At 64.5% G+C, this 19,574-nt stretch carries 17 protein-coding genes and 1 pseudogene; 11 read left to right on the forward strand and 7 right to left on the reverse strand.

Annotated features, from left to right (window positions below; translation table 11 throughout):
- Positions 1 to 80: 80 nt before the first annotated feature.
- Complete coding sequence (locus tag EIC84_RS09180) at positions 81 to 983, reverse strand: LysR substrate-binding domain-containing protein (RefSeq protein WP_003068556.1); 903 nt, start codon at positions 981 to 983, stop codon at positions 81 to 83.
- 24 nt (positions 984 to 1,007) lie between these two features.
- The gene (gene purU / locus EIC84_RS09185) at positions 1,008 to 1,856 is read right to left on the reverse strand and encodes a formyltetrahydrofolate deformylase (protein WP_003068559.1); all 849 of its coding nucleotides are present in this window, start codon (positions 1,854 to 1,856) and stop codon (positions 1,008 to 1,010) included.
- A 51-nt stretch (positions 1,857 to 1,907) separates the two neighbouring features.
- On the opposite strand from purU, the pseudogene EIC84_RS09190 reads away from it, so the two are divergent.
- Positions 1,908 to 4,609, forward strand: a pseudogene (locus EIC84_RS09190) (EAL domain-containing protein).
- Between the two features lie 25 nt (positions 4,610 to 4,634).
- Here EIC84_RS09190 and EIC84_RS09195 read toward each other — a convergent pair.
- Positions 4,635 to 5,531 (reverse strand): ChaN family lipoprotein, encoded by an 897-nt coding sequence (locus EIC84_RS09195; RefSeq protein WP_003068562.1) that lies wholly within the window; start codon positions 5,529 to 5,531, stop codon positions 4,635 to 4,637.
- Positions 5,532 to 5,678: 147 nt separating this feature from the next.
- On the opposite strand from EIC84_RS09195, the gene EIC84_RS09200 reads away from it, so the two are divergent.
- Both EIC84_RS09200 and EIC84_RS09205 read left to right on the forward strand, forming a co-directional pair.
- Positions 5,679 to 6,779 (forward strand): AbrB family transcriptional regulator, encoded by a 1,101-nt coding sequence (locus EIC84_RS09200; RefSeq protein WP_003068565.1) that lies wholly within the window; start codon positions 5,679 to 5,681, stop codon positions 6,777 to 6,779.
- Complete coding sequence (locus EIC84_RS09205; RefSeq protein ID WP_003068567.1) at positions 6,776 to 7,021, forward strand: hypothetical protein; 246 nt, start codon at positions 6,776 to 6,778, stop codon at positions 7,019 to 7,021. Before EIC84_RS09200 ends, EIC84_RS09205 begins: the two co-directional genes overlap by 4 nt.
- 84 nt (positions 7,022 to 7,105) lie before the next feature.
- Here the strand turns inward: EIC84_RS09205 and EIC84_RS09210 are convergent, their stop codons facing one another.
- The 3 genes from EIC84_RS09210 to EIC84_RS09220 all read right to left on the reverse strand — a co-directional run bounded on the left by EIC84_RS09210 (position 7,106) and on the right by EIC84_RS09220 (position 9,659).
- Positions 7,106 to 7,405, reverse strand: coding sequence for a DUF3567 domain-containing protein (locus EIC84_RS09210; RefSeq protein WP_003068569.1), 300 nt, complete (start codon positions 7,403 to 7,405; stop codon positions 7,106 to 7,108).
- 285 nt (positions 7,406 to 7,690) lie between these two features.
- The gene (locus EIC84_RS09215) at positions 7,691 to 8,842 is read right to left on the reverse strand and encodes a DUF3108 domain-containing protein (protein ID WP_003068571.1); all 1,152 of its coding nucleotides are present in this window, start codon (positions 8,840 to 8,842) and stop codon (positions 7,691 to 7,693) included.
- 25 nt (positions 8,843 to 8,867) lie between these two features.
- Positions 8,868 to 9,659, reverse strand: a complete 792-nt coding sequence (locus EIC84_RS09220; protein ID WP_003068573.1) for an IclR family transcriptional regulator — start codon at positions 9,657 to 9,659, stop codon at positions 8,868 to 8,870.
- A gap of 109 nt (positions 9,660 to 9,768) precedes the next feature.
- Between EIC84_RS09220 and EIC84_RS09225 the strand changes: the two genes are divergently transcribed.
- From EIC84_RS09225 to EIC84_RS09235, 3 genes are all read left to right on the forward strand, one after another.
- On the forward strand, positions 9,769 to 10,839 hold the full coding sequence (locus tag EIC84_RS09225; RefSeq protein ID WP_003068575.1) for a fumarylacetoacetate hydrolase family protein: 1,071 nt from the start codon (positions 9,769 to 9,771) through the stop codon (positions 10,837 to 10,839).
- A gap of 18 nt (positions 10,840 to 10,857) precedes the next feature.
- Entirely contained in the window at positions 10,858 to 11,898 is a 1,041-nt protein-coding gene (locus EIC84_RS09230) for a TraB/GumN family protein (RefSeq protein WP_003068577.1), read from the forward strand.
- Between the two features lie 98 nt (positions 11,899 to 11,996).
- On the forward strand, positions 11,997 to 12,971 hold the full coding sequence (locus EIC84_RS09235) for a tripartite tricarboxylate transporter substrate binding protein (RefSeq protein ID WP_003068579.1): 975 nt from the start codon (positions 11,997 to 11,999) through the stop codon (positions 12,969 to 12,971).
- Between the two features lie 110 nt (positions 12,972 to 13,081).
- On the opposite strand, the gene EIC84_RS09240 is transcribed toward EIC84_RS09235, so the two are convergent.
- Positions 13,082 to 13,984: a LysR family transcriptional regulator gene (locus EIC84_RS09240; protein ID WP_003068582.1), complete on the reverse strand. Its 903-nt coding sequence runs from the start codon at positions 13,982 to 13,984 to the stop codon at positions 13,082 to 13,084.
- Between the two features lie 178 nt (positions 13,985 to 14,162).
- Here EIC84_RS09240 and EIC84_RS09245 point away from each other — a divergent pair, with 178 nt between their 5' ends.
- From EIC84_RS09245 to EIC84_RS09265, 5 genes are all read left to right on the forward strand, one after another.
- Positions 14,163 to 14,882: a pirin family protein gene (locus EIC84_RS09245; RefSeq protein ID WP_003068584.1), complete on the forward strand. Its 720-nt coding sequence runs from the start codon at positions 14,163 to 14,165 to the stop codon at positions 14,880 to 14,882.
- An 84-nt stretch (positions 14,883 to 14,966) separates the two neighbouring features.
- Entirely contained in the window at positions 14,967 to 15,644 is a 678-nt protein-coding gene (locus EIC84_RS09250; RefSeq protein WP_003068587.1) for an isochorismatase family protein, read from the forward strand.
- Between the two features lie 181 nt (positions 15,645 to 15,825).
- Positions 15,826 to 17,715 carry an amidohydrolase gene (locus EIC84_RS09255; RefSeq protein WP_003068588.1) on the forward strand — a complete coding sequence of 630 codons (1,890 nt, stop codon included), beginning with the start codon at positions 15,826 to 15,828 and terminating at the stop codon, positions 17,713 to 17,715.
- 1 nt (position 17,716) lies between these two features.
- Positions 17,717 to 17,935 (forward strand): hypothetical protein, encoded by a 219-nt coding sequence (locus EIC84_RS09260; protein ID WP_003068591.1) that lies wholly within the window; start codon positions 17,717 to 17,719, stop codon positions 17,933 to 17,935.
- On the forward strand, positions 17,925 to 19,550 hold the full coding sequence (locus EIC84_RS09265; RefSeq protein ID WP_003068593.1) for an MFS transporter: 1,626 nt from the start codon (positions 17,925 to 17,927) through the stop codon (positions 19,548 to 19,550). Before EIC84_RS09260 ends, EIC84_RS09265 begins: the two co-directional genes overlap by 11 nt.
- Positions 19,551 to 19,574 lie beyond the last annotated feature (24 nt).

Below are 19,574 nucleotides of genomic sequence, written 5' to 3' on the forward strand. Positions count from 1 at the left end.
AGCTATCCGTGCAACGGCTGTTCGCCGGTCCAGGGACTGCGAGCAAGAACTGCGCCGCCGCGAAGCCGCCGGGTTGCAGCTCAGCCCATGGCCTTGCGCAGCCACTCGGCGAAGGCCACACATTCCCAGCGGTCCATGATGCCGGTCTTCCAGCACAGATAGTGTGCGTGGGGACTGGGAGCATCGACATCGAACAGGCGCACCAGCGTACCGTTTTCCAGCCAGGGGGCGCCGAGCTTGTGGCGTACCAGGGCAATGCCCATGCTGGCCGATGCGGCGTCGCACATCAGACCGATGTCGTTGAACTGCGAGCCTTCGTTGGGTTCGGCCATGTCGAGGCCGGTCGCTGCGAACCAGGTGCGCCAGGGCTCCAGCGGGCTGCGCAGCAGCGGCATGCCTTCCAGGTCGTCCGGGCGCTCGAACGGGCCATGTTCGCGGATGAAGCTGGGCGAGGCCAGCGGCGTGACCGTGTCGCGGGCCAGTTCGATGTGCTCCACATCGGCATAGTGGCCGGCGCCGAAGCGCACCATCAGGTCGGCATCCTCGCCGATCACATCCAGCAGCGGAATCGACACCTGCAGCGCAATGTCTATCTCGGGATAGGCCTCGGTGAACTGGCGCAGGCGCGGGATCAGGATCACGCGCGCAAAGGTGGGGGTGACGGCCAGCTTCAGGCGTCTGCGCCCAGGCGAGGCTGACGCTCCTGGAAAGCGCTGCAAGGCGCCCAGGCCTTCACGCACATGGGCCAGATAGGAGCTGCCGTCCGTGGTCAGCGAGAAATCCGTTCGGCCGAACAGGCGAGCCCCCAGAATCTGCTCCAGCTGCTTGACTCTGTGGCTGACGGCACTGGGCGTTACGCACAGCTCCTCCGCCGTCAAGGTGACCGAGCGCAGCCGCGCCAGAGCCTCGAAGGTGAGCAGGCACTGTATCGGCGGAATCCGCCTGGCCGTAATGCTGTTCAAGGCGCCGGGGCTGCGGGTCATACAATCAATCCCAAGCCCAGGGATTTAGCGGAACACAACGGTCTTGTGACCGTTGAGAATGACGCGGCGCTCGCTATGCCACTTCACGGCACGGGCCAGAACCTGGCTCTCGGTGTCGCGGCCGCGGGCCGTCAGGTCCTCCACGGTGTCGGTATGGTCGGCGCGTGCCACGTCCTGCTCGATGATCGGGCCTTCGTCGAGGTCGGCCGTCACATAGTGGGCGGTTGCGCCGATCAGCTTCACGCCGCGGTCATGCGCCTGGTAGTAGGGCTTGGCGCCCTTGAAGCTGGGCAGGAAGCTGTGGTGGATATTGATGGCGCGGCCGGACAGCTTTTTGCACAGGTCGTTGGACAGCACCTGCATGTAGCGTGCCAACACCACCAGCTCGGCGCCTTCTTCCTCGATGATCTCGTACTGGCGCTCTTCGGCCTGGGCCTTGGTCGCGGCAGTCACGGGAATGTGATGGAAGGGGATGTTGTAGCTGGCCGCCAGCTGATAGAACTCGCGGTGGTTGCTGATGATGGCCTTGATCTCGATGGGCAGCAGGCCCGACTTCCAGCGGAACAGCAGGTCGTTGAGGCAGTGGCCTTCCTTGCTGACCATGATGACGGTCTTGATGCGCTCGGCCTTGGAGTGCAAACTCCACTGCATTTGATATTGATCAGCTAATTCGGCAACGGATGCCTTTAAAGAGGCGGCGTCTTTGCCATCGCAGGCAAACTGCACGCGCATGAAGAACAGACCGGTTACCGGGTCGTTGTACTGCGCTGCTTCTTCAATATTGCCGCCTTGTTCAAGCAAGAATCCGGAAACGGCATGCACCAGGCCCAGTCGGTCTGGGCAGGATAAAGTCAAAATATAGGCTTGGGTCATAGCTCGGCAATTGTCGCAGCAAGGCGAGGACCCTGCGGACAAAGGAAATTCATGAAAAGCGAGGAGGGGCATTCTGCGCTCACACCCAGGGTGATTGTCACCCTCTATTTGTGCGTGGGGATGCTTTGGTTGGGGGCGCAGGCGGGCGTGCTCGGCTATTTTGATGTATCGCTGAATCGACAGTCTCTGCGTTGGCAGATAGGCCTGTTCATTGTTTGGTTGCTGGCGACAGCGCTGATTGCACTTTGGTTCATGCAGCGCAAGGCGCGCGCCGACCAGCGTGGCCGGGAGACGGCGCAGGAGCTGGAGCTGGTGGTGCGCCACGCACCGGCCGGTATGGCTCGCGTGCATGTGGGCGGTGCAGAGATTGTCTGGGCCAATGCCAAGCTGGCGGGTTGGCTGGGCTGCAGCGTCGAGTCGCTGCGCGGTCAGGATTTTCGTGTTCTGGTGCCTGTGAATGACCAGGACGACGTTGCTCTGCAGCTGCAGCGCCTGCTGGACGGCAGCACCGATTACTTCCAGGTGTTGCGCCAATGCGTGAATGCCGGCACCGGAAAGGTTACGCCCGTGCTGTGCACCACCAGCCGCGTGGCGGCTTCGGGTGTGGACGGGCCGGTGGCCCTGGTCTGCGTGCTGCAGGATCTCAGCGAGATGGTGAGTGCGCGCAATGCCATGATGCGCAGCGAGACCATGCTGCGCCTGGCGCTGGAGGGCAGCGGCAATGGCGTGTGGGAGTGGGACGCGCTTGAGCAGCGGCTGAACTTCTCCACGGGCATGAGTGCCTTGCTGCGCTATCAGGGCCAGGATCTGGCCCGCGAGTTCGATTTCCATCAGCGCCTGCACCCCGAAGATGCCGCAGGTGCGCGCGCCCAGGCCGAGCAAGCACTGGAGCAGGGCAGCATGCTGGTGCTGACGGCGCGTCTGCTGTGCTTTGACGGTCTGTATCGCTGGTTCCGCGCACGCGGCCAGGCTTACAAGGATGAGAGCGGACGCCTGATACGGATCTCGGGCCTGCTCTCCGACCAGACTGCGAGTCGCGAGGCCGATGAGCGCAGCCGCCTGGCTTCCACGGTGGTGGACAACACCATCGAGGGCGTGGTGGTGACCGATGCACACAGCCGAATTCTCTCGGTCAACCACGCGTTCACGAAGCTGCTGGGCTTCAGCGAAGCGGAAATGCTGGGCAAGACGCCGCGCATGTTCAAGTCCGGCCGACATGACAAGGCTTTCTACGACGCCATGTGGGCCAGCATGCATGCCACAGGGCACTGGCAGGGCGAAATCTGGAATCGGCGCAAGAATGGAGAGGTCTTTCCCGAGCGCATGTCGCTGAGCGCGGTCAAGGATGCCAACGACAAGGTGACGCATTACGTCTGCATGTTCACCGATATCTCGGCCGAGAAGGCGCGCGAGCAGCAACTGGAGTTTCTGGCCCATCGCGACACCTTGACCGGTCTGCCCAACCGCTCTCAATTCACGCGCATGCTGGGCGAGGCGGTGGAGTTGAGTCAGAGCACCAACCGTCGCATGGCCGTGCTGCTGTTCAATATCGACCGCTTCAAGGACGTGAACGACAGCTATGGCTACTCCATCGGCGACGAGGTGCTCAGGCATGTGTCTGTGCAGATGCAGGGTGCTTTGCGGCACGGCGACATCATTGGCCGCCTGGCGGGCGATGAAATCTGCGTGGTGGCGCAATCCATTTGCGGTCGCGACAGCGCGGTGGACGTGGCCGAGCGCCTGATGGCCGCAGCCGGCCAGCCCTGGACCACGCCAGATGGCCTCTCGGTGGTGGTCAGCGTCAGCGCAGGCATCTGTCTGTATCCCGACCATGCATTGACAGCCGACGATCTGCTGCAGGGCGCCCATGCAGCGGTGTATGGCGCCAAGGCCAGAGGCTCCAATGCCTGGTGCTTCTTCCATGAGAACATGACCCAGGCCGCCCGCGAGCGTCTGGCGCTGGAGGCGCGCCTGCGCCGTGCGCTGGAGCTGGGCCATATGCGTCTGTATTACCAGCCGCAGATCGATCTGGCGACGGGGCGCGTGGTGGGGGCTGAAGCCTTGTTGCGCTGGCTGGACCCAGAGGAAGGCCTGATCTCGCCGGCCCGTTTCATTCCCGTGGCGGAAAACTCGGGCGTCATCGGCCCGCTGGGCCTGTGGGTGCTGGGTGAGGCCTGTCGTCAGGGCCAGCAATGGCGCGCCGCCGGACTGCCCGATCTGGCGATTGCGGTCAATGTCTCGCTGCATCAGTTTTTGCTGACCGATATTGCCGGGGCGACGGCCGAAGCGCTCAACAAATCGGGTTTTCCGGCCAGCCTGCTGGAGCTGGAAATCACCGAAGGCGCACTGGCCGAAAAGCCCGAAGAGGCGTTGGCCGTGCTCAACCGCCTGCGCGAGCTGGGCCTGCGCTTGGCCATCGATGACTTTGGCACCGGCTATTCCTCGCTGGCGCACCTCAAGCGTTTTCCGCTCGATCTGCTCAAGATCGACCAGGGCTTTATCCGCGACATTCCGCACAGCGCGGACGATATGACCATCAGCAGCTCGGTCATTGCCCTGGGTCATGCCATGGGTCTGAAGGTCCTGGCCGAAGGCGTGGAAACCCAGGAGCAGCTGAGCTTCCTGCAGCAAAAAGGCTGTGACTACTTTCAGGGCTATTTCTGCAGCCGGCCCTTGCCGGCCGAGGACTTCACGCGCCTGCTGGAAAAGACGCGTGAGGGCAGCCGCTGGTGGCTGTCGCGACCGCGGGCTGAGGGTCACCAGCGCTGCAGCAGCCCGTCAAGGCTTGGTCGCAGGTCTGTTCTTCCACTGTTCGCGCAGTTGGCTGCACTGGTCTTCGGAGGCGTTGCCCTCCAGCGTCAGCAGCTTGTCTGCCTTCATGGCGATAGCAGTCTGAGCCTTGTCTGCTTGGGCTATCGCCACCTTTTGCTTGAAATCGCCGGGCAGCCAGGTCGGCACGCCGATATCGCTGCGCACATGGCCGCGGCCCGCCACCAGCAGCACGCTTTTGCCGGGCTGGCCCAGCTCGCGTACGGCTGTTTCAGTCACTCTGGCCATGGATTCATCGCGGGCCAGCTGAATTCGGGCCATGGGCGCGAACTGCGATTCGGGCAGCAGGCCGCAGTGGCCATCCTTGATGGCATCGAGCTGCAACTGCCAGCCCGCAGCCGGCAGGTGTCCGTCGTAGCGGGACTCGCCCATGGCCTGCTTCATCCGGGCACGTGGCAGATTGCCACCGAGCACGGGCACGCCGGCTTTCACGGCAGCCATCACCACCGGGCCATAGTCTTGCCAGGGCCAGCCGCCCGGGCCGCCGCCCTGAGCCCATTGCAGAGCAGTTTTCACCTCCTCATCGCTGGCCGATGCGGGCAGGCTCCGGGTGCTGCCGCCTGCGGGGGCCATCTCGACCACCAGGGCTGCGAGCCTGCCTTGCGCTGCCAGGTGGCGCACGGTAGCGGCTTCCCACTGATGATGGGCGATCTGGTCATGCTGCTCGCCGAGCAGAATGGCCGGTGTTCCGGCCCACTGCCCAAGTGTCTGCTGCCATTCGGTGTCGGAGGTCAACTGAGTTCTTTGATGGGCACAGCCACCCAGCAGCAGGGCGCTGGCTAGAGCTGTCAAGGCCAAAGGATTGAAACGCTGGCGCGGCTGCGCCGCAGAAATGAAAGTCCACATATGAGCTGATTGCGTTCGTCTGAGACGGGGCATGGCTTCGTAGCTGTAGATTTCGTACCGGCTTTGCCCACCGAGTTTTGCCGCGATACTGCGGGGCATTGCCCCTGTCGCGCGCCCATTGTCGTGCCTTGCCGGATTCCCGTGCACATGTCCGTATTGCTTCCTCCCGTGTTTCTGGCCCGTGTGGCCGCTACTTTGCTGCTGGCCTGGCTGGCAGCCCAGCTCTGTCTGGTACTGCATACGCCGCTGCCCTGGATGCTGGGTCCGCTGATTTCCATCTCCCTGCTATCGATTGGCGGGGCGCCCACCCAAAGCTGGGCCAGGCTGCGCGATCTGGGGCAGTGGACGATAGGCGGCGCGCTGGGCCTGTACTTCACGCCTGCAGTGACCGAGCTGGTCGCCGGTCTGTGGTGGGCGATTGCGCTGGCCATTGCCTGGGCCCTGTTGCTGGGCTGGGTCTTCGGGCGCTGGCTGTATCGCGTCCAGGCCCCCTCCATGTTGACGCAACCGGGCATGGATGAAGAGCGCTTGCGGGCCACGACCTATTTCTCGGGGGCGATAGGTGCGGCCTCGGAGATGACGCTGCTGGCCGAGCGCGAGCATGCGCGCACAGATCTGGTGGCGGCGGCGCACAGCCTGCGGCTGGTGATAGTGACGGTGAGCATTCCCTTTGCACTGCAATGGTCGGGACTGCAGGGCGACCCGGGCCTGACGCTGCCCAGCGTGCGCACCGTGCAATGGCCGGGCTTTGCCTGGCTGGTGCTGGCCACAGGCGCCGGGGCATTGCTGATGCTCAGGCTCAGGCGTGCCAATCCCTGGTTTCTGGGGGCGCTGGCCGTATCCATGGGCTTGACCATGGCAGGCCTGGAGCTGTCCGCCGTGCCGCAATGGTTGATGAATGCCGCCCAGTTGGTGATCGGCGTAAGCCTGGGGGTGCGCTTTCGACGTGAGTTCCTGCACACGGCTCCGCGCTGGCTGGGCATGGTGGCGCTGGGTACCGTGGGCCTGATGGCAGTCTGCGCCGGCTTTGCCTGGCTGCTGCACTGGGCCACCGGCCTGCCCTGGGTCACCTTGCTGCTGGGCACATCGCCGGGCGGCATTACCGAGATGGCCATCACCGCCAAGGTCCTGCAACTGGGCGTGCCCGTGGTCACGGCCTTCCAGGTCTGCCGGCTGATTGCCGTGCTGCTGCTGGTAGCGCCGCTGTACCGGTTGCTGAACAGAGCGCTGCCGGGGGCGAGGCCATGATCCGCAGCAGGCGAAATCCCTGGAAGTCGGTCCTGATCATCAGCGCCTGCGCCGGCTTTGCGATGGCCGGACTTCTGATGTGGATGGCCTGGGAGCACAACCCCCAGTGCGAGATTCACTGCGCAGAGCAAGGCATTGACTGGGGCTACTGGCTTGCGCTGGGTGCGGCTGGGGGGCTGCTGGGCTTTTTGGGCTGCATGCTGAGTGCCTGCGTGTTGATGCTGTTGTGCAGAAAGTCATAGTGGCTCGCGCTCTTCCGGCAAGCACTAGAGTGTGCTTTCAGACATCAAAAAAGCCACTCTTTCGAGTGGCTTTTTTCAAGGTGTTCAGTGAATGATGACCGGCTGCTGGGCCAGGCCCGTGTAGGTATCGAGAATTTCCTCCACCTCTTCCTCGGTGGGGGCGTCCTGCTGCCAGGCGAGGATCTGCTTCTGGAACATTTCGGCCCAGGAGCCATCCAGATACACCTCCTTGCCCGAGCGCTTGTCCACGATTTCAAAGCCGTGGCGCGGCAGTTGGTGGGCTTGCTCGGTCTCGGCCTTGGCTTTGCCTGCCGGAACGTCTGCCTCCATATCGGGACGCAGATGGAGCACCGCAAAGGATTCAGAGTCGTAAAGCATTTGCATGGTGTTCCTCCTTTCACTTCCGTTATGAGCATGCCTGCCATGGATATGGCGACAGGGTGCCGCATTTCAAGGTGGAAATGCCTGCTCTTGGCACTTGGGCACAGTATTCCATGGATTTGACATGGTTGTGGGCAACCGGCTTTCCCGATCTGTAGTAGGCAAGTCCTTGAATGGCGCGACAGCGTTCAGCCCGAGCCGATGCAGGTTGCAGGCCTTGGCTGGGAGGTGAGTGAGCGCTTGGGGTGCGGTGCTCCCGGGGTTTACGCCAGGGGGGCAGCATGGAGGCTATTGCGGCGCGGGCAGATATTTCTTGAGCTGCAGGTCGACAAAGTCGTCCTGTCCCTGAGTGAGCTTGATGCGCACGGGCAGGTATTGCATGGACGGAGCCAGCCAGACCGAGCCGCGCTGGTCGCTGCTGCTTTTGCCGGGCAGTTTGTCCAGGCGCAGCGCCATGACGCTGCCAAACGGCAGCTCCAGCGCCTCGCTGGCACCCACGCGGAACTGCCAGCGCACGGCCGAGCGTGCGCTGCTGGTGGTCAGCTCTATCAGCGTGCCTGGCGGGTATTTCTCTGGGGCGGCGGCCATCAGGGCCGAGAGCTGCAGAAACACGCTGAGGCGGTCCTGCACTCCATCGCCGATGGCCGCATCGGTCTGGCCGCCGCTGTAGTGCGCCTTGCCACTGGCCACATCAAAGGCGGCGGACTGGGTTTTGCGCCCCTTGTCGCTGAAGTTGAGCGGTTGCAGGCCCTTGGGCGTGATCAGCCCCTCGCTGGTCTGGGCGCGCTCGCCGAGCAAGAACATGCTGATCGACTGTCTGGCCTGGTAATACTGGCCGTCATGCTGCCATTGCAGCTGGGCGCCGGCCGAATATTGAAAACCCTTGACCTGACCCGAGGCATTGAACTCCAGTGTGGCGGAGTTGGGCAGGGTGACGGGCAGCACAGAGTCAGGTGGCAGCGGCGCGCCGCCTGCGGGCGTGACCTGGATGGGGCGGGCCGTGTCGGCACCATTGGCTTCGGGAGGCTCGGCCATGGGCTCGGGAGCCGGCTCTGCAGCAGCAGCGGGCTGCCCTGTATTGGTGGGTGCTTCTTTTTCAGGCGCTTCTTGCGTTTGTGGTTCCTGGGCTGGAGGCGGATTTGGCTCTGATTCCTGTTCGTCCGGTGCTGGGGCAGGCACGGGAGCAGGAGCCGGCGCCCGGGGTGAGGCCTGGGGTTTGGGCGCTGGAGCTGGAGCCGGCTTGGGCGCTGCGGGTGCAGGCGGCGGAGGAGGGGGCGCCTGCAGCATGCGCGTCTCCATCACGATCTGGTCGTCCGCCGCTTTGTCCGGCGGGCTCAGTTCGGGCAGGCCCCAGAGCAACAGCCCATGGGCTGCCAGCACCAAGCCGGTGATGGGCAGCAGTGTCTTGCGTGCCTGGCTTGCCTGAGGGGAGCGGCCCATGAGCGTGATTCGGAGATTGCGGGTTTCAGTGATTGGGGTCGGCGCGCCAGCCCAGATCGCAGGAAAGCTGGCGGGCGGCCGCCTGAAGCGGCGCGTCTATGGCTCCACCATAGTCCGGGTCGAAAGTCGCCAGCGAGCCCAGGGTCATCAGACCCAGCACGATATGGCCGGACGCGTCGAAGACCGGCACGCAAAAGGCCACGATGCCCGGCAGCACGGTGTCGACCACGCGGGCCGTGCCGCGCTCGCGCACCTCGGCCAGCATGGCCGCCACGGCCTCCTCGGTCTGGGGCAGGTCCTGGCGCCGGGCTTTGCGCGCGCGCTCGATTTCGGGCTCCAGCAACGCGGCCGTCGCCTCGCGCGGCAGCCAGGCACCGAAGCAGCGCCCTGTGGCCGAGGCCAGCATGGGCATGACGTCGCCCAGGCGCAGATTGGCGGTGACGGACTGCGCCGATTCCTCCCAATGCACGATGGTCGGGCCATGGTTGCCCCAGACGGCAATGGCCAGCGTGTGGTTGAGAGTCTCGAGCAGCGCCGGAATGCGCTCCCGCGCCAGACGCACCGGGTCGAGGCGGGCCAGCGAGGCCAGGCCGATCTTCAGCGCCGCAGGGCCCAGGTCGTAGCGCGAATTGCGCTCGTCCTGCGCCACCAGGCCGATGCGCTGAAAGCTCACCAGATAGCGGTGCGCCTTGGCGGCACTCATGCCGGCGGCGGCGGCGACATCCTTGAGCATCAGCGGTCCGCTGGCCTGTGCCAGCGCCTCGACGAGGGAGAAACCCACTTCGACCGACTGAATCCCTGCGCGTTCCTTTTCCATTGCAATAGAATCGTGTTTTGTTTAGTTAAATCAATTTAACCAATCGTAATTTTGGCTAGCGTTGTCAGGCATTGTGCCAGCACCGCTGCCGTGAGCAGAGGGACAGAGAATGAAACTGGCAACCTACAAGGATGGCTCGCGCGATGGGCAACTGGTCGTGGTCTCGCGCGACCTGAGCCAGGCCTGCTATGCCACCGGCATTGCCAATCGCATGCAGCAGGTGCTGGACGACTGGAGCTATATGGCCCCCCAGCTGCAGGATCTGTCGCACGAACTCAATCACGGCAAGGCCCGCCACGCGTTTCCCTTTGATCCCCAGCGCTGCATGGCACCGCTGCCGCGAGCTTATCAGTGGGCCGATGGCTCGGCCTATATCAACCATGTGGAGTTGGTGCGCAAGGCGCGCAATGCCGAGGTGCCAGCCAACTTCTACACCGACCCGCTGATGTACCAGGGCGGCAGCGATGATTTCATCGGCCCCTGCGACGATGTGATCGTGCCCAGCACGGCCATGGGCATAGACTTCGAGGCAGAGATCGCCGTCGTCACCGGCGATGTGCCCATGGGCACGGATGCCAAGGATGCGCTGGATGGCGTTCGTCTCGTCATGCTGGCCAATGACGTGAGCCTGCGCAATCTGATTCCCGGCGAACTGGCCAAGGGCTTCGGCTTCTTCCAGAGCAAGCCCGCCACGGCTTTCAGCCCTGTGGCCGTGACACTGGACGAGCTGGGCGATGCCTGGAAGGGCGGCCGTCTGCATTTGACGCTGCAGAGCACCTGGAACGGCCGCAAGGTCGGCATGTGCGATGCGGGCGAGGAGATGACTTTTCACTTCGGCCAGTTGATCGCCCATATCGCCAAGACCCGCAATGTACGCGCCGGCTCCATCGTGGGTAGCGGCACGGTGAGCAACAAGGGCGTGGAGAGCGGCAGCGGCAAGAACAAGCGCATGGAATGGCCCAAGGGCTATAGCTGCATCGCCGAAAAACGCTGCATAGAGACCATTCAGGACGGCGCGCCCAAGACCGAGTTCATGCAGTTCGGCGACACCATCCGCATCGAGATGAAGGGCAAGGACGGCCAGAGCATCTTCGGTGCCATCGACCAGAACATTGCGCCGCCCGGCGGCAGCAAGGATGACTTGCCCGAAGCTCAGCCTCTGGATAGCTCTGAAGACTAAGCCCTCGTTGCAGTCGCCATGCCCATGCCAAGTCTGAATCTCTCGCGCTGGATTTTGCCTCTGAAGGCCGTGCCGGCTATGGCGCTCGCTTTGTTGACGGGCCTGGCCATGGCGGCAGAACCAGCCGCCGAACCGGCTGCCAGTTGCCCGCCGCCGTTCAGCCCGCCAACGCCGGCCGAAGTGCAGGCCATGGCCCCCCATATGCAGGACAGAGGCCTGCTCTGGCGCGTGCAGGACGGCGAGCGCACCAGCTGGCTTTACGGCACTTTGCATGTGGGCAAGCGGGAGTGGATATTGCCCGGCCGCACCATCGTGCGCTCCATGTATGGGGCGGACCTGCTGGCACTGGAGCTTGATGTGCTGAATCCGCAGGTCATGCAGCAGTTGATCGACGGCTTCCAGGCCCGTGTCGACGCACCTGCGCTGCCCGCAGAGCTGGAAGCCCGGCTGGCGCAGCATCGAAAGCAGGCCTGTGCCGAGCATCTGAGCACACAACGCCCGGACGCCCAACTGCTGGGCCTGGTCAGCCAATTGGGCCGCAAGCAGGGGCTGGTGGCCGAGTTTGGCGCCGATCTGCTGCTGGCAGGCATGGCCCATGCATTGCACAAGCCCGTGCTGGGGCTGGAGTCGGCGCAGACCCAGCTCGAGGAGCTGCTTTCCGACGATCCCTTGGAGGTGCAGGAAAGCGTGCGCGACGGGCTGGACCAGCTTGATGACCCCAAGGCTCCGGAAATCCTGCAGCAGCTGGCGAATATCTGGGCCAGCGGCAATGAAACACAGCTGGAGAACTATGCCGACTGGTGCGACTGCATCAAGACCGAGCGTGATCGGCTCAAGTACGCGCGCCTCATGGATGGACGCAATCCGGGCATGGCAGATGGCATTGTTCGTCAGCTCCAGCAGGGCAAGACGGTGTTTGCTGCCGTGGGTGCGCTGCACATGATCGGTCCCAAGGGCCTGCCTGAGCTGCTGCGTCAGAAAGGCTATCAGGTCGAACGCGTGAGCTTCAAACCGCCACCCATACAGAAGTCGGAGTCAAAGCCGATTCAAACCGAATAGAGACAAGCGCAGGCAGCTATCAATTAATAGAAAAGGCAGCCTGGCGGGGTCTAAAAATCATTCCACAACCCCCTACATCACCCTCAAGGAGACAAACGATGGATCGTCGTCAATTCCTGGCTGCCGTGGCAGCCAGCTCGGCTGCTGCCGCATCCCCCTTCGCCATGGCGCAGGACTGGCCTGCCAACCCCGTGCGCTGGGTTGTGCCCTACCCACCCGGAGGCGGCACCGATGTGCTGGCCCGCACTGTGGCCGAGTCCATGCGCAAGACGCTGAACCAGACCATCGTGGTGGACAACCGTCCTGGCGCCTCGACCAATATCGGCGGCCAGCTCGTTGCCGCGGCCAAGCCTGATGGCTACACCATCATGTCGGCCGACAACGCCATCCTGGCGTTCAACGAGCACCTGTTCAGCAAGCTGCCCTTCAGTCCCGACAAGGATTTCACCTATGTGGGCGGCATCAGCCGTTTCCCCATGGCGCTGGTGGTCAACCCCGCGTTCGAAGCCAAGGATTTCAAGGAATTCCTGGCCTATGCCAAGGCCAACCCCGGCAAGCTCAACTACGCCTCCCCCGGCAATGGCTCGCCCCATCATCTGGCCATGGAGCTGTTCAAGAACCGCACCGGCACCAGCCTGACCCATATCCCCTACAAGGGCGCCGCGCCCGCGCTGGCCGATGTGATGGGCGGCCAGGTGCCTTGCATGTTCCTGGATCTGGCATCGGGCCTGCCGGTGATTCAGTCCGGCAAGGTGCGAGCCCTGGCCATAGGCACGGCCAAGCGCGTGCCCAATCTACCCAATGTGCCCACGCTGGCCGAGCTGGGTCTCAAGGATTCCGAGGTCTATGCCTTCCAGGGCATTCTGGGTCCCAAGGGATTGCCGCCAGCCATCGTGCAGCGTCTCAATGCAGACCTGCAAAAAGCTCTCAAGGACCCCGACGTGGTCAAGCGCATGGCCGACTTCGGCATGGAAGCCCTGCCCGGCACGCCCGAGCAGTTTCACCAGCTGGCGCGCACCGAAGCCAAGCGCTGGGGTGAGGTCATCAAGGCGGCCGGCGTGAAGCTGGACTGATCGTCCTTTCCCTGAGCTTCGCGAGGTCCTGGGCATGGCTTGAGCCGTTGCCGCAGACCTCGTCGGCTCGCATCGTAGCGGCCCTGCCACCTTGAGTTGCAGGGCCGTTTTCAGTAGGGAAGTATGCCGGGCAGCAGTGGGCGGCTGAGGCGTTCGCGCCACCATTGCTGGGCCCTGCCGCGGGCATCGCTGCGCCAGGCCAGCCAGAAGGTTTCGGGTGGGCGCGGTTCTTCCACCGCCAGTTCCACCAGTACCCCGGTCTCCAGCTCCACACGCACGCATGCGCGCGGCACAAAGCCGTGGCCCAGCCCGGCGGCCTGGCAGGCTATCTTGGCCTGCATGCTCGGCACGGTGATGCGTCGCTGGCCGGTGAGCAGGCCCACGGTGCGGTCGGTCAGCGAACGGGCGCCGTCGCCCACCACCACGGCGGTGTGCTCCAGCAGGTCGCTGCGCGCCAATGGCCGGCCCAGGCGCGCCAGCGGGTGGCTGGCCGTCACGCAGAACACGAAATCGAGCTGGCCCACGGCCACGGCCTTGTGGCCGCCGCCGGCCGGGCCTTCGCCCGCAGCCACTATCAGGTCGGCCCTGCCTTCGCGCAAGGCTTCCCAGGTGCCGGTCAGCGTCTCGCAGCCGATGCGCAGACGCGTGCCGCTGTTCAGCGCCTCGAAGGCCTGAATGTCGGAGCCGAAGGCGCTCGTGGGGATCAGTGAGTCATGCACCAGGCGCACCTCGGTCTCGAAGCCCGTGGCGATCTGGCGCAGCCGCGATTCGAGCTGGCGCGCGGCAGCCAACAGCCATCGCCCTTCCTTGAGCAGTTCTTCGCCCGCTGGCGTGAGACTGACGCGCGGGCCGTTGCGCACAAACAGGTTCAGACCCAGCTGTTCCTCGAGCTTGGAGACGGCATAGGAGATGGTCGACGGTACTTTGTGCAGGCGCTCTGCCGCACCGGCGAACGAGCCGTAGCGCGCAATGGTGTCCACCAGTTCGATGGCTTCCAAAGAGAGTTTGAGCATACTGGATTTGCCTAAAAAACAATCATCGAAATTATCGATGATTGAGGGAATTTTCTTTCAGCATAACCGCATATCAGGCCGCGGATACTTCATTCATCGCCACACGGAATGCAGAAGAAAAAGGCAAGCGGGCCAGCAGCAGGAAGTGTGAACACCATCGATTGTCTAGGAGAGAGAAATGCTTGAAGTTCGCCCATCCAACCACCGCGGTCGCGCCAACCATGGCTGGCTGCAATCGCGCCACACCTTCTCCTTCGGCCACTACCGTGACGCCAGTCAGCAAGGCTTTTCGGATCTGCTGGTCATCAATGACGACCATGTGTCCCCCGGTCAGGGCTTCGGCACCCACGGCCACCGCGACATGGAAATCTTCTCCTATGTGCTCGATGGCGCCCTGGAGCACAAGGACTCCATGGGCACGGGCTCGGTGATCCGTCCCGGCGACGTGCAGATGATGAGCGCCGGTACCGGCGTGGAGCACAGCGAGTTCAACCACTCGGCCCAGGATCCGGTGCACTTTCTGCAGATCTGGATCGTTCCCGCAGAGCGTGGCGCCGCTCCACGCTATCAGCAGGTCCATGTGGACGATGCCGACAAGCGCGGCCGCCTGCGCCTGATCATCGCCCCCGAAGGCACAGACGGCACGCTGGCCGTGCGCCAGGACGCCCGGGTCTATGCAGGCCTGTTCGACGGTGAAGAGTCCGCCGAACTCGATGTGGGGCCCGAGCGCCATGTCTATGTGCATGTGGCCCGCGGCAGCATCAGCGTGAACGGAGCGCACCTGTCCGAAGGCGACGGCGCCCGCATCCGCAACGCCGGGGCCATGCGCTTCGATCAGGGCGAGCAGGCCGAGGTGCTGGTCTTTGACCTGCGTCCCCGCGAACTGCCCACCTTGTAAGCAACAGTTTTCACACCCCGGTTTCATCCTGCTTTCTTGTTTCCCCTGCAGCCTCTCGCTCACCTTTTACCCAGGAGTTTCTCCATGACCAACGCCAACGCTTCCATCGCCCGTCCCGTCGCCGTCGCCAAGCCCGGTGCCAAGCTGCTCAACCCCCATGACCACACGCTGATCATGATCGACTTCCAGTCGCAGATGGCCTTTGCCACGCACTCCATCGACCCCGTGCAGCTGCGCTCCAACGCCGCCCTGGTCGCTTCGGCTGCCGCCGGCTTCGGAGCCTCGACCATCCTGACCACCGTGGCAGAAAAGAGTTTCTCGGGACCCATGTTCGAGGAAGTGACTGCGCCTTTCCCCGGCCAGACCCTGCTGGACCGCACCTCGATGAATACCTGGGAAGACGAGGCCGTGATCCGCAAGGTCAACGAGATCGGCAAGCCCCGCATCGTGCTGGCCGGCCTGTGGACCAGCGTGTGCATCGTCGGACCGGCCCTGTCGGCGCTGGACCAGGGTTTTGAGGTCTTCGTGATCGCCGATGCCTGCGGCGACATCTCCACCGAAGCCCATAACCGTGCCATGGAGCGCATGGTCCAGGCCGGTGCCCAGCCCATCACTTCCTTGCAATACCTGCTGGAAATGCAGCGCGACTGGGCCCGCACCGAGACCTATGACATGACCACGGGCATTGCCAAGAAGCTGGGTGGCGGCTACGGCATCGGCATCACCTACGCCAAGACCATGTTCGGCGCGCACGAAGGCTAAAAAAAAGGGGCAGGGGCCTGCTGCGCGGCCGTATCCTGCGCCTGTGGTCCTCGCCGTACGTCGGTACGGCTGCGGTCCTCGGCCCAGGCTGCGGCCGCTCGCCACGGCCTCTGCCTCCTTTTTTGCCCCCTCTCCGGCTTTCTCATCCCTTCTTTGCGTTGCTGACCCCCATAGGCACATCATGACCCAGCCCTCCACCCCCGATCTGATCCTGTTCAACGGCCGTTTCACCACGCTGGACCGCAGCAACCCCACAGCCACGGCCGTGGCCGTGAGCCAGGGCCGCTTCAGCGCCGTCGGCAGCGACCGCGAAGTCCTGCCCCTGGCCGGCCCGCAGACCAAGCGCATCGATCTGGGCGGGCGCAGTGCGCTGCCCGGGCTCATCGACAACCACCTGCACCTGATCCGCGGCGGCCTGAACTTCAACATGGAGCTGCGCTGGGACGGCGTGAAGAGCCTGGCCGATGCCATGGCCATGCTCAAGGCCCAGGTGGACGTGACACCCGCCCCCCAATGGGTGCGTGTGGTGGGCGGCTTCACCGAGCACCAGTTCGTGGAAAAGCGCCTGCCCACGCTGGCCGAGCTGAACGTCGTGGCACCCGACACTCCGGTCTTCATCCTGCATCTGTACGACCGTGCCCTGCTCAACGCCGCCGCCCTGCGCGCCGTGGGCTACACCAAGGACACGCCCGAGCCGCCCGGTGGCCAGATCCTGCGCGACAGCGCCGGCAACCCCACGGGCCTGCTGCTAGCCAAGCCCAATGCGTCCATCCTCTACGCCACGCTGGCCAAGGGCCCCAAGCTGCCGCGCGACTACCAGGTCAATTCCACGCGCCACTTCATGCGTGAACTCAACCGCCTGGGCGTGACCGGCGCCATCGACGCGGGCGGCGGCATGCAGAACTACCCCGACGACTACGACGTGATCCAGGAGCTGGCCGATGCCGACCAGCTCACCATCCGCTTGGCCTACAACCTGTTCACGCAAAAGCCCAAGGAAGAGAAGGACGACTTTCTGCGCTGGACCGCCAGCTCGCAGTACAAGCAGGGCACGGACTACTTCCGCCACAACGGCGCAGGCGAGATGCTGGTGTTCTCGGCCGCCGACTTCGAGGACTTCCGCCAGCCCCGGCCCGAGCTGGCGCCCGGCATGGAAGGCGAGCTCGAAGAAGTGGTGCGCATCCTGGCCCAGAACCGCTGGCCCTGGCGCATGCACGCCACCTACGATGAGACCATAGACCGCGCGCTCAATGTGTTCGAGAAGGTCAATAAAGACATCCCCCTGGCCGGCCTGAACTGGTTCTTCGACCACGCCGAAACCATTTCCGAAAAGTCCATCGACCGCATTGCGGCTCTGGGCGGCGGTGTTGCCGTGCAGCATCGCATGGCCTATCAGGGCGAATACTTCGTCGAGCGCTATGGCGCGGCCGCGGCCGAGGCCACGCCCCCGGTCAAGCGTATGCTGGAAAAGGGCGTCAACGTGTCAGCCGGCACCGACGCCACCCGTGTTGCCAGCTACAACCCCTGGGTCTCGCTGTCCTGGCTCATTACGGGCAAGACCGTGGGCGGCCTGCAGCTCACGCCCCAGCGCAACTGCCTGACCCGCGACCAGGCCTTGCGCATGTGGACCGAAAACGTGACCTGGTTCAGCAACGAACAGGGCAAGAAAGGCCGCATCCAGGTGGGCCAGCTGGCCGACCTCATCGTGCCCGACCGCGACTTCTTCGCCTGCCCCGAGTCCGACATTGCCAACACCTCGGCCCTGCTCACCGTGGTGGGCGGCAAGATGGTCTATGGCGCCGGCGCCTTCGCCGACTTCGACGAATCGGCCCCGCCCCTGGCCATGCCTGACTGGTCCCCCGTGCGCACCTTCAAGGGCTACGGCGCCTGGGGTGTGCAGGAAGGCGCGCCGCTGCAGTCCGTGATGCGCAACGCCGCTGCCAGCTGCGGCTGCGCCAGCAACTGCAATCTGCACGGCCACGCCCACGCTACGGCCTGGAGCAGCAAGCTGCCCGTGGCCGATCTCAAGGGCTTCTGGGGCGCGCTGGGCTGCGCCTGCTGGGCGGTGTGAGATGGGCGAGACACTGCATGCCGTAGCCACTGCACCCCAGGTGCAGTCGCTGGCCCTCGCAGGTTTCACGGTGCTGGCGGCCTTGCTGGCCGACCGCTTCCGGGCAGCGCCGCAGGCCGAGCGCCAGCGTGCTGTCAACGCATTTTTTGAACACTGGGGCCTGGTCGGCGGTATGCTGCTCGTCGCCTGGCACGATCTAGGAGACTCCCATGCCGGATAACACCAAAGCCGCCTCGGGCAGCTTCGCGCCCCTGGCCATTCCCGTCTTTGCAGTGCTGTGGGCCGCCACGGTGCTGGGCAACATCGGCAGCTTCATGCGCGATGTGGCCAGCGCCTGGATGGTGACCGAACTCTCGTCCAGTCCCACGGCCGTCGCGCTGATCCAGACGGCGGCCACGCTGCCCGTCTTCCTGCTGGCCATCCCCGCCGGCGTGCTGTCCGACATCCTGGACCGCCGCCGTTTCCTCATCGGCGTGCAGGTGCTGCTGGGCGCCGTGAGCGGCACGCTGCTGGTGCTGGCACAGACCAACACCCTCACGGTGGAATACCTGGTGGCCCTGACTTTTGTGGGCGGCATTGGCGCCGCCCTCATGGGGCCGACCTGGCAGTCCATCGTGCCCGAACTGGTGCCGCGCAGCGAACTCAAGAGCGCCGTGGCCCTGAACTCCCTGGGCATTAACATCGCCCGTGCCATCGGCCCGGCCGCCGGCGGACTGCTGCTGGCCAGCTTCGGTGCGGCAGCCGCCTACGGCCTCGACGTGCTCAGCTATGTGTTCGTGATCGCCGCCCTGATATGGTGGAAACGCCCCAAGGCCGAGGCCTCGGCGCTCAACGAGCAGTTCTTCGGTGCCTTCCGGGCCGGTGTGCGTTATGCCCGTGCCAGTCGTGAACTGCATGTGGTGCTGCTGCGCGCTGCGGTATTTTTCCTGTTCGCCAGTTCGGTCTGGGCCTTGCTGCCCCTGGTGGCTCGCCGCATGCTGGGCGGCACGGCCGGTTTCTACGGTGTGATGCTGGGCGCTGTGGGGGCCGGTGCCATCCTGGGCGCCGTGCTGTTGCCCAAGCTGCGCAAGCGTCTCGATACCGACGGTCTGGTGTTGCTGGCTTCTGTGGTTACGGCCTTGGTCATGGGCATGCTGACCCTGGTGCCGCCCCAGTGGGCTGCCGTGGCACTGATGCTGGTGCTGGGCCTGGGCTGGATTGTTGCGCTGACCACGCTCAACGGCGTGGCCCAGGCGGTGCTGCCCAACTGGGTGCGCGGCCGGGGTCTTGCCATCTACCTGATGGTATTCAACGGTGCCATGGCCCTGGGTAGCCTGGGCTGGGGCCTGATTGCCGGCCAGTTGGGCCTGCCGGTCACGCTGCTGATCGGGGCCCTGGGTCTGGTGCTGGTGTCCCTGGTCTTTCACCGCGTCAAGCTGCCAGCTGGCGAGGCGGATCTGCAACCGTCCAACCACTGGCCCGAGCCCCTGCTGGCAGAACCCGTGGCCCACGACCGTGGTCCGGTCATGATTCAGGTCGAGTACCGGATTGCGCATCAAGACCTGGGCGCCTTTTTCCAGGCCATGCAGCAAGTGGCCCAGGAGCGTCGTCGAGATGGGGCTTATGCCTGGGGCGTGGCCGAGCACACCGGCGAGCCGGGCCGGGTGATCGAGTGGTTCCTGGTCGAGTCCTGGGTCGAGCACCTGCGCCAGCATGGTCGCGTGTCCAAGGCCGACGCCGATCTGCAGGCCGCCGCTTTGCGTTACCACCAGGGGCCGGACAAGCCCGTGGTTCACCATTTCCTGGCCCTGGATGCGCGCAGCGCCCAGCAGGAAACGGGTTCCCCCACTCACTGAGCGGCGCTGGAATCGGCATTCATC

Origin of the sequence: Comamonas sp. A23 (assembly GCF_004522605.1) — a bacterium.
Lineage (GTDB): Bacteria > Pseudomonadota > Gammaproteobacteria > Burkholderiales > Burkholderiaceae_C > Comamonas > Comamonas thiooxydans.